Source organism: Algoriphagus winogradskyi, from assembly GCF_900182815.1.
GTDB lineage: Bacteria > Bacteroidota > Bacteroidia > Cytophagales > Cyclobacteriaceae > Algoriphagus > Algoriphagus winogradskyi.
Genome location: NZ_FXUA01000005.1, coordinates 22493 through 39278, shown reverse-complemented (window position 1 = coordinate 39278; position 16786 = coordinate 22493). Strand labels below are relative to the sequence as shown.

Sequence of the window (16786 nt, the reverse complement as noted above, 5' to 3'; positions counted from 1 at the left end):
GATCGGCCATTCTTCTTAAGCATATGCTTAAGACTAGCCACCGCTTTGTCTTTTCATTAAAGAAAACCAAGGACAATCCGTCCAAAATCAAATGAACCATCTTAGGAATTACATCTTCTTTCTCTTCTTATTCATAGCTGTGAAAGCCATGTCTCAGAATGAAACTAAGGAATATCCTATGCCTTCTGAAGAGTCATTTTTTGAAACATTACCCGACTCTATTCCGGGATTTGCAGAAATAAAGAGCCTTTATACCGATGGAAGTCGTACTGAAGCTATAAAACAACTGGCTTCCTATTTCAAAGTCAAAGCAGCAGAAAGATTCTTTTTTAACTGGCAAAATGTACCTCAGCGCATGACTGAGTACAATGAAATGTATCCTTCTGCAGCCAAAAGTCACCTTAAAGACGCGCAAGATCATACTAGTGATTTTTCGGCTTCTACTTCGTGGAGATTACCTTTTGTAAACAAGGCAGGCAAACAAATGGATGCCTATGCCATCAGACATTTATTTCGTCAGCACAAAGCAGGCGATTTAGCATTTAGCTTTTTTCTTTCAGACAAAGCAGAATACTTACCATATTTCACTGAGCATGTGAAAAGCCTAGGTTCTGCCTATCAAGCTGGAACTATAGAATTGATCGAAGATGGAAATGGAGCCTATGAGGCTTTCCGTGGGGGAAATAGAATAGAAAACTGGGTGCTGGCACATCATTTATTTCTGGCTTCGGAGAAATACTCGGCCGAAGACCAGGTACTAGCCATGCGTATGTTCTTACATCATGCAGAGGTCCTTTACCACACCAACCAATCCTTCAATTACGGGAATCACCAGACCAAAGGAATGGTAGCATTGGCAGTAATCTCAATGATGTATCCGGAATTTGATACGAATAAAAAATACTATGACTTTGCGATAGCTATCCTAGGCGAGCACCTAGAAAAGGAAGTCAATGCTGACGGGTTTCAATTTGAGCGCTCCTTCCACTATCACGTGGGAGATATAGACAATTATTTCCGCGTATATAAACTGGCTCAAATTACAGGAAGTCCTATTCCTGAAGCTTGGTCAGGCAAACTGAAAGCAATGTTTTCGGCGATGCTAGCTATAGCTCTACCCAATAAAAATGCCCCAGTCATTCAGGACGACACTGATCAACCGATGGCTACTCAAAATAATCTGGGTGAAATCATGGCACTGGGCTACGCGCTTTTTCCTGAGCCAGAATACGGATTCTTAGCCGCAAATCACCCGTCCGAGGAATACTATTGGTTGCTGGGAAAAGCCGACTTGGAGAATCTTCAAGGAAAAAAATCTAAGAAACCCACCGTCAAATCCACTGCACTGGAATCTACTGGATATTATGTATTCCGAGAGGGCTGGAAAGAAAATGACCTCTACATGCTCATCAGTACAGGAGTTTCAAAGGAAAAGCCAGATCACCAGCACGGCGACGTTTTAGGTTTTCAGCTTTTTGCCAATGGCGAGATGCTGATGCCAAATTACCAAGTTCGCTATCCATTACCCGAATTCCAGTTTTTCAAAAATTCCTGGGTGAAAAATGTCGCATTGGTGGACTCAATCCCACAAGGCCAAGACTGGACTGGAAATCAAGGAGGAAGTGGTTTTGGTAAGTTTCAGACTTTACCGAAAGCTTTGGTCAGCCAATGGGAGCCAAAAGGTGAGATTCAAGCTTTCCGCGGATCACACGATGGATACCAAACCATAGGGGTGAATTATGGACGTACGATCTATTATTTCTCTGGAGATTTCTTTCTGATCCTTGATGAGTTTGAAGGAGAAAGAGCACATGAATTCTACCAGAATTTTCAAGGAAACTACTCCTTGGAAGATACTCCGATGATAGCAAGAGCTAATCTAGCTAACGCTTCAGGACTGGACATCATCCAGCTTGGGGACCAAATTTCAAATGCAAAAATAAGTGGTAATAAAGGCAAGAACCGAATCACTTTCCAATCAATAAGTGCTAACAAACATCGCTTCACCACCATCATAAAGCCTTATGGAAAATACGAAGACCGCACTTCTTTACCTAAATCTGATGGAACCATGACCGTAGGTGAATGGCAAATCAATGAAGGCAGCAGCCAGATTATGGAAGATTCTTACGTCGCAGAATACATTTTCAAAAAAGATGAAATGACCTTCTTGGTAGGCATGACCGAGATGACGCTAGGAAGCCAAACCTTTTTATCCGCAATTCCAGCTGACGTTTTGATCAGTACGATGGATGGGAAGTTGGAAATCAAATCCTTCGGAGAAAAGGAAATAACCTTAAGAAGTAACGGCCAGGATTTCACAATCTCTGCGCTAGAAACCTTGACACTAAACCCAACTCAATGACTAAGTCAATACATAATTTGAATTATTACCTCAGCTGGGCCCTGATTTGCCTGCTTCCAATGGGATGTCAAAGCAAGCAGAGCCACTCAGTAGTGAAAAATAAAACCGAGTATGATTCTGCTGTAAAATCTCTTAAGCCTGGAGATACCTTATTTCTCGCAAATGGAGTTTGGAAGGATGTGGAGTTAGTATTTGAAGGAAAAGGAACAGCTGATTCCCTGATCGTACTCCTAGCAGAAACTCCCGGAGAAGTATTTATAGTAGGCAAATCCAATCTGAGTATAGCCGGCGAATATTTAGTCGTGAAAGGGTTAGTTTTCAGAAATGGCTACACTCCATCCGGAGAAGTGATTTCATTCAGAAAAGACAGTAAGAATCTTGCATTCAACTCTAGAATCACGGAATGTGTGATTGATAATTTCAACAATCCGGACAGAAACGCTCAAGATTCCTGGGTTATGATGTATGGACAAAACAACAGATTTGATCACAATCATATCGAAGGAAAGCGAAATCAAGGAGTGACGATGGCTGTGCGACTGAATTCTGAAGACAGTCAAGAAAATCTCCACAGCATCGACCATAATTACTTTGGCCCACGCCCAATCTTAGGCTCAAATGGCGGCGAGACGCTTCGTGTGGGCACAAGTCAATATTCCCTGAGCAACTCAAACACGCTAATTGAGAATAACTATTTCGATAAGTGTAATGGGGAAACTGAGATCATTTCCATCAAATCTGGAGGAAACATTATCCGCGGAAATGTTTTCTTCGAATCAAAAGGATCACTGACCCTGAGACATGGAAATGGCAACATCGTAGAAAGAAATATCTTTCTAGGAAACGGTCAACCAGAGACAGGTGGCATCCGCGTGATCAATGCAGATCATAAGATTGAAAACAACTACATGCAGGATCTCACCGGGGATAAATTCCGTGCAGGCATCACAGTGATGAACGGGGTGCCCAATTCCAGTATCAATCGGTATCACCAGGTGAAAAATGTGCAAATCAATAATAACACATTTGTGAATGTAGCGCACATTGAATTGGCTGTAGGTAGTGACGAAGAGAGGTCAGCGATTCCGATGAATAGCCATTTTACCAACAACTTGATTTTCAACGAAAATCAAACTGATAATTTTAAAGCATACGACGACATTTCAGGAATTTCCTTTGCGGGAAACGTCTCTAATTTTTCTTCCAGGCTTATTCCAAATGGCCTGAGCAATCAGTCATTAAAATTTCAAAAAGCCGAAAATGGTCTGATGTATACATCTGATGCGAGCAATTCTATCGGCGCTCCAGCAGATTTGGTAGTGATACAAAAGTCTGAAACTGGCACTTCTTGGTACCCAAAGGTTTCTAAAGAAATCGTCTTTTCTACTGGAAAAACTATTCCAGTAACTCCGGGATTGAATACGATCGCCGATGCATTGGAAAATGCTGAAACTGGCGATATACTGGATTTAGCAGCTGGATCTTATCAACAGAGCAAAGTGCTGGAAGTCAGCTTCCCATTGACTGTAAAAGGTGGGTCGGACTCTGAAATCAGCTTTGAGGGAACTCATCTATTTGAGATATACGATGGTGGTGCTTTGAGATTGGAAGGCATCAAAGTCAATGGAAAAAATTCTGCTGATGCTGCCGGAAACGCGGTAGTAAGGCTAAATAGATCTGGTACGCTAAAAAATTACAAGTTGGAAGTTAGCCACAGTGAGTTTGTAGACATGACGGTCAACCATTCATTCAATTTCTTAGAAGCTTCAAAAGGCAGTTTTGCTGATACCGTGCTGATCAGAGATTCCAAGTTTGAAAACTTCACTGGATCTATACTCACCCTTAATAAGGAAACAGATGATCTGGGCAAATACAACGCTGAATATGTGATTTTGGAGGGGAATTCCTTTTCAAATATCGGTGGAAAAGTAGTGGATATGTATAGAGGTGGGACAGACGAAAGTACGTTTGGACCTTACCTCATCGCAAGCAATAACCAACTGACAACGGTCGGAAAAAACAGTAGAAATCAAGACGGAGCTTCTCTAGTAATACACGGAGCACAATGGGTGCTGGTCACAGGCAATTCCTTTACCTCCTCATCTCCAATAAAATTGGTGGAAACAGTGGGGACACCCATGCTGAAATTTTCGGATAACGATTTTGATATGCCTTCTTTATTCACCCACGCAATCAAATAACAATGACCCGAACCCAACTATTCTTACTGGCTTTAAGTTTTTGCACAAGCTTTTGCTTTGCGCAGCAAAAAATCCCTTCAGCCGAAAGCAAACTTCTTCTTACATCCAAAGGTGTGAAGGACTACAGATTTTTGGCAGCAAAATATCCAAAAGCTGTGCAACAGATAGAGGAAATGAAAGCCAAAGTCGAAGCAGAAATGGCTGAGCCTATCAATGTACCTATCCCAAAGGATGCCGGGGGAGGATTCACTCATGAGAAACACAAATCGAATCAACTCTCGATTTTCCAGGCAGGGGTGCTCTACAAACTTACAGGAGAAGAGAAATACGCGAAGCACTCCAAAGTACTTTTAACTGCTTACGCGAAAATGTACAAAACCCTTCCGCTGCATCCTGAGAAAAAGGAGCAGACTCCAGGAAAGCTGTTTTGGCAAAGTTTGAATGATGCCGTGTGGCTAGTCTATACAGTTCAAGGCTTCGATGCAATCAAATCCTATTTGACACCTGAAGAGCGGGATTACCTCAAAACAGAGTTATTTGAGCCTTATGTGGAATTTCTAAGTGTAGACGGCGCGGAAACCTTCAATAAAATCCATAATCATGGTACTTGGGCTCTAGCGGCGGTAGGGATGACTGGTTATAGTTTGGAAGTAGATGAGTGGGTGCAGATGGCATTGAAAGGTACCGCTGCAGATGGATCAGGTGGCTTTATTGCCCAGTTGGATCAGCTCTTTTCTCCAGACGGCTATTACACCGAAGGTCCTTATTACCAAAGATATGCATTGCTACCCTTTGTGGTTTTTGGTCAGGCCATCGCAACTAATAATCCAGAACTGAAAATTTTTGAACACCGGAATGCTATTCTGACTAAGGCAATTTATACAGCTATAGACCTGACCTATGCGGGTCATTTCTTCCCGATCAATGATGCGTTAAAAGAGAAAAATCTGAAAACCTCCGAGATGGTTTTTGGAGTGGATATCGCCTATAGCATTACCAAGGATCCCTCCCTACTGTCTATTGCAGAATACCAGCAAAATTTTGCTCCCATCGATGGTGGGTTTAGCGTGGCGGCAGCAGTAGCAGCTGGATTGACTAAGCCTTATGATTTCAAATCTATAAGGGTGAGAGATGGGAATGACGGAACAGAAGGAGGTTTGGCCATTTTCAGAGCAGAGTCCTATACCAATTCCTCTGCATTAATCTACAAGTACACAGCACAGGGAATGGGTCATGGTCATTTCGACAAACTGACCTGGTTGTATTACGACAATAATTCTGAAATCATTCGTGACTATGGTGCAGCCAGATTTTTGAACATTGAAGCCAAATATGGTGGACATTATTTGGCTGAAAACAATACATGGGCTAAGCAATCCATCGCACACAATACGGTGGTAGTTGATGAAAAAAGTCACTTCGGCGGAAAGTTATCCACAGCTGAGAAAGCTTTTCCAACTGAATTAATTTTCGATGTAAGTGATCCAGATTACCAAATCGCAAGCGCCGAAATAGAAGGAGTTTACGAAGGTGTAAAGTTCACGCGTACGATGATTTACTTGAGAGATGAAGCCTTTGAATATCCGGTGGTCCTCGATCTTTTCGAAATAGAATCTAATGAGGCACATCAATATGATCTTCCAATTCATTTCAATGGGCAATTTATTCACTTAAATGTGCCACTGCAGGCGAACAGTACACAAATGAGCCCGCTAGGAAAAGCTAATGGCTACCAGCATCTCTGGAATATGGCTCAAGGAAAAGCTCACGACAAGCTCAGTCAATTCACTTGGCTGCTGGATAACAGATTCTACACCTGGAGCACCAAAACCAGCGCAGAGGATGAATTGATCGTGACTGAATTAGGTGCAAATGATCCGGATTTCAATCTTAGAAATGAGCGCTCCATTATCCTTAGAAGTACAGGTCACGGCAATCACTATTTCCTCTCTGCTTTGGAAACTCATGGCGATTTTGACTCCAAAAATGAAGTGACTATGAATGCCTCCAATCAAATCCAAGCACTGGAACTTACAGTAAAAGACGGAAAAAAATCAATAGTGGTAACAACCAAAGATTCAGGGATCAAAAACTACGAAATCAATTAGTAATCAAACTAGTACATCTAAATAAAGAACGCATGAAATTTCAAAGTGACATATTTCAAAAAGGGGAAGATATCAAGTGGGAAGTGGTAGGTGAAGGCGTGAAGCGTCAGATCATGGGACACGATGATAAAATTTTGATCGTAAAAGTTTTTTTCGAGAAAGGAAGCATAGGACCGATTCACGATCATTTTCATAGTCAGGCTACCTACGTAGAATCTGGGGAATTTGAAGTCAATATAGGTGGAGCCAAAAAAGTACTTAAGGCTGGAGATGGCTTTTACATTCCTCCTCACGAGCCACACGGTGCGGTGTGTTTAGCTGCTGGAGTCTTGATAGATGTCTTCAGTCCAATCAGAGAGGATTTCTTCACAGGAGAAAAGTATAAATAATGAAAAAGGTAAAAGGACTACGATGGTTGGTAGTGAGTCTTGTCGGCCTAGCTACCGTCATCAATTACATCGATAGAAACGCGCTCGCGGTCATGTGGCCGGGAGTGGCGGAGGATTTGAACATGGGAAAGGAAGATTATGCATTGATCCTCTCCTTCTTCATGATCGCCTACGCCTTAGGGCAGACAGCCTTTGGGAAAATCTTTGATCAAATCGGTACACGCTTTGGCTTTTTGCTCTCCATTTCTATATGGTCAATTTCCATCGCATTACATGCAGTGGCCAAATCTGTTTTGTCCTTTGGAATCTTCAGATTCACACTTGGATTTGGGGAAGCAGGCAACTGGCCAGGAGCTACTAAGGCAAACGCAGAATGGTTTCCTGTCAAAGAAAGGGCCCTAGCACAAGGAATTTTCAACTCAGGTGCATCCTTGGGCGCAGTCATCTCAGCACCAATTATTGCTTGGATGTACGTGACAATTGGTTGGCAGATGACCTTCGTTTGCATAGCGGCGTTGGGATTACTATGGATTATTCCTTGGGTTATCGTGTACAAATCCTCGCCGGACAAGCATCCTTGGATCACAGAAGAAGAGCGGAATTACATCATCAAAGGCCAAAAGCCAGAACCTGAGCCTGACGATATAGCTCAGGAGGAGGAATATGTACCTACGCTACGGGAACTATTAAAACTAAAACAAAGCTGGGCTATCATCTTGATGCGCTTCTTTATCGATCCCGTTTGGTGGTTATTCGTGTCTTGGCTTCCTATTTATCTCGCAGATCAATTTGGCTTCGACGTGAAGCAAATCGGGCTGTTCGCTTGGGTGCCTTACGTAGGAGCGGCAGTTGGAAGTTTATTCGGAGGATGGCTCGTAGGTGTCTGGCTCCGCAAAGGCTGGTCAGTCAATAAAGCCAGGAAAACGATTATTTATCTCGGATGCCTGATCATGATCCCACCGCTGATCTTGACGGCTTATGCAGCGACTCCATTGATCGCAGTATTATTAATCGCAGTGATTCTTTTCGGTTTCCAAATCGCAATCGGCAATATCCAGACACTTCCAAGTGATTATTTCTCAGGCAAATCTGTAGGCTCCTTAGCTGGAGTTAGCGGATCTGCTGCAGTGATTGGAGTATTGATTACGATCTGGCTAGTTCCAGTAATCACAGCAACATCTTACATTCCTTTCTTCGTGTTGGGAGCATCCCTAGTACCCCTAGCTTTAATATCATTTGCACTGCTAGGAGGCAAAATCAAACCAGTAACTAATCTCATTTCAAAATAAATTTAATTCGAACAGTATGAACCTATCAGGAAAAGTAGCAATCGTAACAGGCGGTGGAAGAGACATCGGTAAGGAGGTATCCAAAAAATTAGCAGCACTAGGCGCTAAAGTAGTGGTCAATTATTTTGACAATAAAGAGCAAGCTGAGGAAACTTTGGCGGAAATAAAAGCGGACGGCGGCGACGCGATTTTGGTGCAAGGTGATATGACAAGCGAGGCTGAGGTTGCTAACCTAGTTTCAGAAACAACAAAAGCTTATGGAGATGAAGTACATATTTTAGTGAATGTGGCTGGTGGATTAGTTGCTAGAAAGACGTTGGAAGAAATGGATCTTGATTTCTTCAGCTTCCTATTGAAATTGAACCTTACTTCTAATTTCCTAGTGACCAAGGCTGTCGTTCCTCATATGAAAAGCGGTGCTTCTATCGTGAACTTCGCTTCTCAGGCAGGTCGTGACGGTGGCGGACCGGGAGCTTCTGCATATTCGACTGCAAAAGGTGGCGTGATCACCTTTACTAGATCTATGGCAAAAGAACTTGGACCAAAAAACATCCGAGTAAACTCTCTTTGCCCAGGAATGATTGCCACAACTTTCCACGACACCTTTACTAAGGACGAAGTACGTGAGAAAGTTGCAGGTGGAACTCCTTTAAGAAGAGAAGGAAAAGCAAAAGAAGTAGCTGACTTGGTTGCATACCTTGCTTCTGATGAATCTTCATTCGTCACAGGAACTAACATCGATATCAACGGAGGATTACTATTCTCTTAAGTCTGAGTAATACCATTATTCAAAAAAGACTGGTAGCAATGCCAGTCTTTTTTTTATGATGTTCTTGTTAAAAAATATCTCCAAAGAATTCATGATTGAGGTTCAATGTTGGAAATTGCCCTTTTCTAAAGGTGGCAAGGGGGATTTACAAACCAAACCTGCCCTCAGAACCCGCACTATAGCTGGTATAACATTTTCTAGTTGCCCATTGAAATAGGAATTCAAAAATTACGTATTTTCAACTACTATGTTCGACTTCATCAATCAGTTGTCCGTTGACATCATTTTTTTCGGGAAGGTAATTTCCCGCGAGTTGTTAATTGCAAATCCTTGGTATTGTCTAGACGAAACCCGAAAGATAAACTGCTATTTCACTTTTTTCGAAGATGGTACTTCCATAAAATCAGAAAATGGGGAAGAGGATGCATTAGATTGGATCCTAACTCCCGAAGGAATTCTAGAATTCATCGATGACATTGATCCTCCGCTTCGATTTGAAGTGAAGTGTTTAGGAAATCAAATGATAGTATTCAAATATCCGGACCAACTAACCGGCCTTGTGCTTTTCACTGAAGGTAAAGCAAAAGAGATTTTGATTCCTTTTTTGAATTAATTCCCAGAGACATTCAGAGTGCCTACGTAGTAACCTTTGTCTACAGTGACTTTTGCATCTTTCTTTGCCACATCTACTGACTGCCATTGCTGAGTGGGCTTCAGAATCATTTCCTCCCCTTCCACATAGATTTTTAGGGACATATCGAATCCAACCACCACATTTTCCCAGCGGTAAAGCAACTGGCCATCTTTCAAGTTATAGCTGAAAATCGGAATGCGAATATCTCTTAAATATTGATCGAAAACTGGCTTAAGGTTGATGCCAACTTTTTGGGAAATATAATTTTCGATCTGGCGAGTGGAGACAGTTTTATGATAAAATTCGGAATTCAGCCCCCTCAAAATTGACCTCCATTTCTCATCGTCATTCACAATCTGCCGGATGGTATGTAGCATATTGGCACCTTTGTAATACATATCACCAGATCCTTCGGAATTCACATTATAAGTTCCGATGATCGGGCTATCATTAGTAATGGCCATTCTGGTACCCAGCACATACTCGCTCGAGGCTTCTTTTCCATAGAAGTAGTCCACAAAAAGATTCTCAGAATAAGCCGTAAAACTCTCGTGAATCCACATGTCCGCGACATCCCGATAGGTGATATTATTGGCAAACCATTCGTGCCCTGACTCATGGATGATGATAAAGTCAAACTTCAATCCCCAGCCTGTTCCACTGAGATCACGACCTAGATAACCATTTGCATAGTCGTTTCCGTAGGTAACTGAACTTTGGTGCTCCATACCCAGGTAGGGCGCTTCCACTAGTTTATAGCTGTCTTCATAAAATGGATAGGCCCCAAACCAATGCTCAAACGCCTCCATCATCTTTGGTGCATCTTCAAACTGCTTTTTGGCTTTTTTCAGATTCTCACGAAGCACATAGTAATCCATGTCCAGCTCGCCTTTTTCACCTTTATATTTTTCTCCGAAATGCACATAATCGCCCACGTTGATATTGATGCCGTAGTTATTAATTGGGTTTTTCACTTCCCAGTGATAGGTTTTGGTTTTGGCTGCTTTGTCATGATCTGTTTTGATTAAGCGTCCATTGGATATATCCATTAGATTTTCGGGTACAGTTACAGACATCAGAACTCCTTGATCTGGCTCGTCATAGCCATGATCCTTATTTGGCCACCAGACGCTTGCCCCAATTCCCTGATTGGAATTTGCGATAAAAGGCAAGCCATTACTATCCTTTTGCCAAGTTAAACCACCATCCCATGGCGGGCGAACCGCCTCCACAGGTGTTCCTGAAAATGTCAAAACCACTTCCTTTTCTTCCCCGATTGGCTGGTCCGATTTAAGCGTGATAAAATGAGCATTCCCCTCATGCTCAATTTTTAATTCCACTCCATCCTGCTCGGCTTTCGAAAGTTGCATAGGTGTTTGTAAATCGATTTGCATGCGATTTGCATCTTCCAGCACTTTGTACCTCACCGTATTTTTGCCCGAAAGTGACTTCGTATCCGGGTCAACTGTCACTTCCAAATGATAATATTGCAAATCCCACCAGGCTCGCTCAGGAGTAATGGTACCTCGCAATGTGTCCTGACGCGTGAATTTCTCTCCATGAGGAAACATTTGTGCTTGGGCACTAAGGCAAAGGAGTATGGAAAAGCTTAGTAGTATAAATCTCATGACGAAGGCGAAATTTGGAATTTGAAACCACAAGATACTGGGTAGGATCAATTGAAAAGCCATACATTTCCACGAAAGGACTTAATTTTAGTGAAATGAAGGTTGTAAACGATAAGAAGAGTGAAACCTAATTAATATGAGCAAAATCAACTACCACAATCGTAAATTCCGTGCAGTTCAAAACACAGAAAATGGGGAAACTTCAGCCGAAACAGTTTTCCACTATCAGCAAGAAGGTAATATTCTAACAGCAGAATACGCTGGAGGAAAGATTGTCAAAGGCCATCTAATCGGGTTAGTGAATGAAGAAGGAAATATAAATATGCGCTATCACCAAGTAAATTCTGTTGGAGAACTCATGACTGGCATCTGCCAATCCAAACCCAAAATTCTAGAAAATGGTAAAATCCGTCTCCATGAAACCTGGGAATGGACTTCTGGTGATCGGTCTAGAGGCGAGTCTGTTATTGAGGAGATTTGATTGTTATGTTAGATGTCGGATGTCGGGTGTCCGATGTTTCTAGCCATCATAGTTAACTTGCTTCCTATGTGAAAACCTTCCTGTCAACCGCGTTTTTAATTGGCCTAGAAAAAAGATCCTGCGAACACTAAATTTTAACATGCGTATTTTCAGCTACCGGGCTCAAAATGTAACCTACTTTATACTTGAGACTTTTTACTTTGTACTTCCCCTTACATCCTAATTCTCCACTCTTTCGGATAATAGTTATTCACACGGTTTCCTAAGTTTTTGATCCAGCCAAGCGGTAAGTTATTATAAGTTATCAACACCCAGCCAACTGGTAAATCAGGTATTTCAAACTCATTTTTACGCAAAAATTCAATGGCTTCAGTTTCCGAAAGCTCATGAGAAGGGAAGTCCTTTTTAGGTAATGTGGATAAAGCCCACTCATGATTTGGAATCCAATCGTTTTTCTGCTTTTTCCCAATTTCCACTCCGAAATACTTCAAGCTCAAATGCTGTGAAATTTTCTGAAAATGCAGATTCCAATCTTTGGAAATCCTGAAATAAGAATCATTCAGCGTGTAGAATTTTCCAGTACCATCAAACCCTAATTCCTCATCCAATCCGCTGGATTCCCGATTAAATACTTCCTTCAGGTAAGGATGTTTGAAATCTTTTATTCGCTTCGGTTCTTGGATATAAGCCTCTGTTGATCGCTTCAAAACCGTAATAAAAAAGCCTTCTCCCTCCACCAAATGCGGGAAGAATCTATAGCCATAAAATGTTTTTCCTTCAGCTTCTACCTCGGTTTCCTTAATATTCCAACTAGCGTCTAAAGGAACTCGAACCGGCTCATACGAGAACTCCTCGGTCAAAAACCGGATCATATCTTCATTTTCCGACTCATTGAACGTGCAGGTACTGTAAACCAAATATCCATCAGCTTTCACCAAAGCTCCAGCTTGATCCATGATTCGCTTTTGGCGAGCAGAGCAAAGCTGCACATTGTCAATGGACCATTCTTCCCTAGCCTGAGGATCCTTGCGAAACATTCCTTCTCCGGAACAAGGTGCATCCACCAAAACCAAGTCAAAAAAGCCCTCCAGGGGTGCAAAATGATCAGGATCATTGTTGGTAACCGCAGTATTTCCCAACCCCCACTTGATGATATTTTCCTTCAAAATCTGAGCTCTAGGCTGAATGACCTCATTGGCAACCAACATTCCTTCACTACCTAAATAGGTAGAGAGTAAGGTTGATTTCCCACCTGGCGCAGCTGCCAAATCGAGGTAAATTCCTTTGGGGATTTCCAGTGAATTAAGAATATGTTCTATAAAAATCGAAGATGCTTCCTGCACATAATAGGCTCCGGCGTGGATCGCAGGGTCAAGAGTAAATGAAGGTCTTTCTTCTAGAAAAAATCCTGTCTTGGACCATGGAATGGGCGTGTTTGCCCAAGAAAGTGAAAAAGATTTAGCAGAGTTTAATCTGATGGAAGTTCGGGAAGGATTATTAATTGCTTCTTTGAATTGCTCAAATTCGGCTTGACCGAGTAGTTCGAGCATCTGAGACTCGAATTCCTTTGGAAGATTGGTTTCTGGCATGGGACAAATATAAGTCAACAGTTCGCAGTCTCAGTAATCAGTTTTCAGAAACTGAAATGCTTTATCAAATCTTAGAAATTGCTAGATTGTCTAAATTCTAAAGATTTATGGAAATCCTCGCTAAAATTCTCATCGGTGCCATTGCTGCCCTTCACCTCTACTTTTTATACTTCGAAATGTTCGCTTGGGAAACAATTGGAAAAAAAACTTTCAAATCCCTACCAGCAGAATTATTTCCTAAAACCAAAGGGCTAGCTGCAAATCAGGGACTTTACAATGGCTTTCTGGTAGCTGGATTGGTGTGGTCGCTGCTCATTGAGGATCAGAAATGGTCTTTTTATGTGGCGGTATTTTTTCTGAGCTGTGTGTTGGTTGCTGGAATTTTTGGTGCACTGACGGCAAGTAAAAAAATCTTCTGGGTACAGGGTTTACCAGCGCTAATCGCCTTGGTATTGCTGCATTTACATTAAAAAAAAGAAATGTATTTCCCGCAGATTTACGCTAATTGTTTCGCAGAAATTCGCTGATTAGAAACATTCGGCGAATATCTGCGATTTTTATTTGCGCTGATCTGCGGGAAATCATTTATAAATCATCCTCCTCGAAATCATCTTCTTCTCCCGGACCCATATCGAACATGGAGCTAAATAGATCTTTAAACTGCAAGCCAGTATCCAGCACTTTTTTGCTTAGCTGAGAGAATTCCGCCAATCCATGTAGCGCAAATTCCATAAAGAATTCCTTCTCTTTTTCAGGCATGTCTTTCACCAACTGCGTCACTACCTCTTCCAAACCTGGTACGGAATGAAGTGCAGACTTGTAGTCCTTGTCTCCCTGAGAAGCTAGGATATCCAACTCATTTCCTTCACCAAACCAAGCTAGAGGCAACACATAAGGATTGCCTTGCTTTTCTTTTTTCTTCTGCTCAGGTGATGGGAAATAATTTATAAACTGCGAACGGATGGCTTTTCCGATCAAATTATAAGCAACTAAACCTGCGCCTTCCTGCTCGCCTTCATAGACCAACTCCACCTTTCCGGTGATAGCAGGAATTACTCCGATCAGATCCGCAATTCGAATAATGGTATCGCTTTCTCCATTCATATACATTCTGCGCTCAGCAGCGGAAATCAAGTTTTCGTAAGCCGAAATTGTCAATCTCGCAGAAACACCGCTTTTCTCATCCACGAATTCAGAACCTCGAGCCTCAATAGCAATCTGCTCGATCAAGTCTTTCATCAGTTCAGGCACATAGATATTGTCCACAGGCTTGCCTTTCAAATTAGCTTCCTGTGCAGTTACCCTTCTCCCTATCTCTATAGATTTAGGATAATGCGTAATGATCTGACTTTCAATTCTATCTTTTAGTGGTGTTACAATGCTCCCACGATTGGTGTAATCTTCAGGGTTTGCCGTGAAGACAAATTGAATATCCAGCGGCAGCCTCAATTTGAATCCACGGATTTGAATGTCGCCTTCCTGCAGGATATTGAACAAGGCTACCTGGATTCTGGCTTGCAAATCGGGTAATTCATTGATCACGAATATGGAGCGATGCGATCGTGGCACCAAACCGTAATGGATGACGCGCTCATCGTTATAGCTCAGCTTCATAGTGGCGGCCTTGATAGGATCCACATCACCAATCAAATCGGCTACAGAAACATCAGGAGTTGCTAATTTTTCAGTATATCGGTCTGATCTATGCCACCATCCAATTGGCGTATTATCACCTTTTTCCTCTATCAAATCCTTGGCAAAAGAAGTCAACGGCTGCAATGGATCGTCATTCAACTCAGCTCCAAAAACCACCGGGACATACTCATCGAGAAGATGAGTCATCATTCTGGCAATTCTTGTTTTAGCTTGCCCACGAAGTCCCAGTAAATTGATATTGTGTCTGGAGAGAATCGCCCGCTCGATATCTGGAATCACAGTATCCTCATATCCCCAAATTCCTTCAAATACGTTTTCCTTTCGCTTGATCTTCAAGATCAAATTGTCGCGAAGTTCTTCTTTGATGGATTTGGGTTGGTAGCCCGCTGCCTTCAGTTGGCCGAGGGTTTTTATCTGGGTGAGTTCCTGTGGTGTCAGTTTTTGGTAGTCCATATTGCTTAAAAGCGTTTCGTTCTATTTCGTCTATAATCTTCAAAAATCAGGTCGCCGAGCCCTTTCAGACTGCTGTAGTAGGCATTCCCATTATTCACTTTGGTAAATTCCTTTACAAATTCCTTCAAATAGGGATCTGAAGCAATCATAAAGGTAGTCACTGGTATTTTCAATTTTCGGCATTGGGCCGCAAGTTTCAGTGTCTCGCTGAGGATCTTGCTGTCTATTCCAAAAGCATTTTTATAGTATTTGATTCCCAATTTCAGGCAAGTCGGTTTTCCATCGGTGATCATGAAAATCTGCTTGTTTGGATTCTTCCTTCTTCGAAGTATATCCATCGCTAGTTCCAGACCAGCAACGGTATTCGTATGATAAGGGCCAACTTGCAGGAATGGCAAGTCTTTGATTTCTATCTGCCAAGCGTCATTTCCGAAGACGATGATGTCGAGTGTGTCTTTTGGATATCGAGTTTTGATCAGTTCTGCCAAAGCCATGGCTACTTTCTTCGCTGGAGTGATTCTATCTTCCCCATACAAAATCATAGAGTGGGAAATATCTATCATCAGCACCGTAGATGTCTGTGATCGAAACTCATTTTCCACCACTTCCAGGTCATCTTCGGTAAGCAAATAATCTCCACCAAAACCATGATTTGCCTGGGCATTTCTCAAAGAATCCGTCAAAGCAATCTGATCCAGATTATCTCCAAATTCATAAGCTCGGCGATCTGTGCCACGCTCTTCTCCTTGTCCTGAATGTGTGGTTTTATGTTGACCTGATTTTCCGCGCTTAAGTTTGCCGAATATCTCTTCCAAAGCTGACTTGCGAATCGTCTGCTCAGCTTTCCCAGTGACCTTGAATTCTCCTTTTCGGTTTTCCTCGGTTAGGTAGCCTTTGCTTTTCAGATCCTCTATAAAGTCTCCGATCCCATACTTGGGATTGGTCATGTTGTAGCGATTGTCAAGATTGGTGAGCCAGCTCATCGCCTCAGCCACATCCCCGCCAGTCATGGTGACGAGTTGCAAAAATATATTCAACAGATTCTCAAACGTATTCTTCTCAGGATCCTGAGTGGGTACGAACTGAGTAAATCGAAATCCTTTCATAATTAGACTCAAGTATCAAGATTCAAGACACAAGACTTTGGTTTTAAAGTAACCAACGAGACTCTTGTCAAAATTAACTAAGCCGGAAAGCCTTGAAATTCAATTTAGTGGAATTTTA

General features: G+C 42.1%; 13 protein-coding genes. 9 read left to right on the top strand and 4 right to left on the bottom strand.

Translation table 11 applies throughout. From position 1 onward, the window contains the following. Positions 1-91: 91 nt before the first annotated feature. The 7 genes from QOL76_RS13510 to QOL76_RS13480 all read left to right on the top strand — a co-directional run bounded on the left by QOL76_RS13510 (position 92) and on the right by QOL76_RS13480 (position 9734). Positions 92-2365, top strand: coding sequence for a heparinase II/III family protein (locus QOL76_RS13510; RefSeq protein ID WP_283413500.1), 2274 nt, complete (start codon positions 92-94; stop codon positions 2363-2365). Next, positions 2362-4566 carry a polysaccharide lyase 6 family protein gene (locus tag QOL76_RS13505; RefSeq protein ID WP_283413499.1) on the top strand — a complete coding sequence of 735 codons (2205 nt, stop codon included), beginning with the start codon at positions 2362-2364 and terminating at the stop codon, positions 4564-4566. The genes QOL76_RS13510 and QOL76_RS13505 overlap by 4 nt, the downstream gene beginning before the upstream one ends. 2 nt (positions 4567-4568) lie before the next feature. Next, on the top strand, positions 4569-6674 hold the full coding sequence (locus tag QOL76_RS13500) for an alginate lyase family protein (protein ID WP_283413498.1): 2106 nt from the start codon (positions 4569-4571) through the stop codon (positions 6672-6674). A gap of 32 nt (positions 6675-6706) precedes the next feature. Continuing rightward, positions 6707-7063: a cupin domain-containing protein gene (locus tag QOL76_RS13495; protein ID WP_283413497.1), complete on the top strand. Its 357-nt coding sequence runs from the start codon at positions 6707-6709 to the stop codon at positions 7061-7063. Further along, positions 7063-8352: an MFS transporter gene (locus QOL76_RS13490; protein ID WP_283413496.1), complete on the top strand. Its 1290-nt coding sequence runs from the start codon at positions 7063-7065 to the stop codon at positions 8350-8352. Before QOL76_RS13495 ends, QOL76_RS13490 begins: the two co-directional genes overlap by 1 nt. Before the next feature lie 16 nt (positions 8353-8368). After that, positions 8369-9121, top strand: coding sequence for an SDR family NAD(P)-dependent oxidoreductase (locus QOL76_RS13485; protein ID WP_283413495.1), 753 nt, complete (start codon positions 8369-8371; stop codon positions 9119-9121). Between the two features lie 247 nt (positions 9122-9368). Next, complete coding sequence (locus QOL76_RS13480) at positions 9369-9734, top strand: hypothetical protein (RefSeq protein ID WP_283413494.1); 366 nt, start codon at positions 9369-9371, stop codon at positions 9732-9734. Here the strand turns inward: QOL76_RS13480 and QOL76_RS13475 are convergent. Then, positions 9731-11383 (bottom strand): M1 family metallopeptidase, encoded by a 1653-nt coding sequence (locus QOL76_RS13475; RefSeq protein ID WP_283413493.1) that lies wholly within the window; start codon positions 11381-11383, stop codon positions 9731-9733. The two genes, QOL76_RS13480 and QOL76_RS13475, sit on opposite strands and share 4 nt — an antisense overlap. A 136-nt stretch (positions 11384-11519) precedes the next feature. Between QOL76_RS13475 and QOL76_RS13470 the strand changes: the two genes are divergently transcribed. Next, positions 11520-11864, top strand: a complete 345-nt coding sequence (locus tag QOL76_RS13470) for an avidin-fold protein (protein WP_283413492.1) — start codon at positions 11520-11522, stop codon at positions 11862-11864. A gap of 212 nt (positions 11865-12076) precedes the next feature. Here QOL76_RS13470 and QOL76_RS13465 read toward each other — a convergent pair whose 3' ends face one another. Further along, positions 12077-13453 (bottom strand): methyltransferase RsmF C-terminal domain-like protein, encoded by a 1377-nt coding sequence (locus QOL76_RS13465; RefSeq protein WP_283413491.1) that lies wholly within the window; start codon positions 13451-13453, stop codon positions 12077-12079. A 107-nt stretch (positions 13454-13560) separates the two neighbouring features. On the opposite strand from QOL76_RS13465, the gene QOL76_RS13460 reads away from it, so the two are divergent. After that, positions 13561-13923 carry a DUF1304 domain-containing protein gene (locus tag QOL76_RS13460; protein ID WP_283413490.1) on the top strand — a complete coding sequence of 121 codons (363 nt, stop codon included), beginning with the start codon at positions 13561-13563 and terminating at the stop codon, positions 13921-13923. A 115-nt stretch (positions 13924-14038) separates the two neighbouring features. On the opposite strand, the gene QOL76_RS13455 is transcribed toward QOL76_RS13460, so the two are convergent. Together QOL76_RS13455 and QOL76_RS13450 are read right to left on the bottom strand one after the other, a co-directional pair. Continuing rightward, positions 14039-15562, bottom strand: coding sequence for a P-loop NTPase family protein (locus QOL76_RS13455; RefSeq protein WP_283413489.1), 1524 nt, complete (start codon positions 15560-15562; stop codon positions 14039-14041). A 5-nt stretch (positions 15563-15567) separates the two neighbouring features. Beyond that, positions 15568-16668 (bottom strand): vWA domain-containing protein, encoded by a 1101-nt coding sequence (locus QOL76_RS13450; protein ID WP_283413488.1) that lies wholly within the window; start codon positions 16666-16668, stop codon positions 15568-15570. Between the last annotated feature and the right edge of the window lie 118 nt (positions 16669-16786).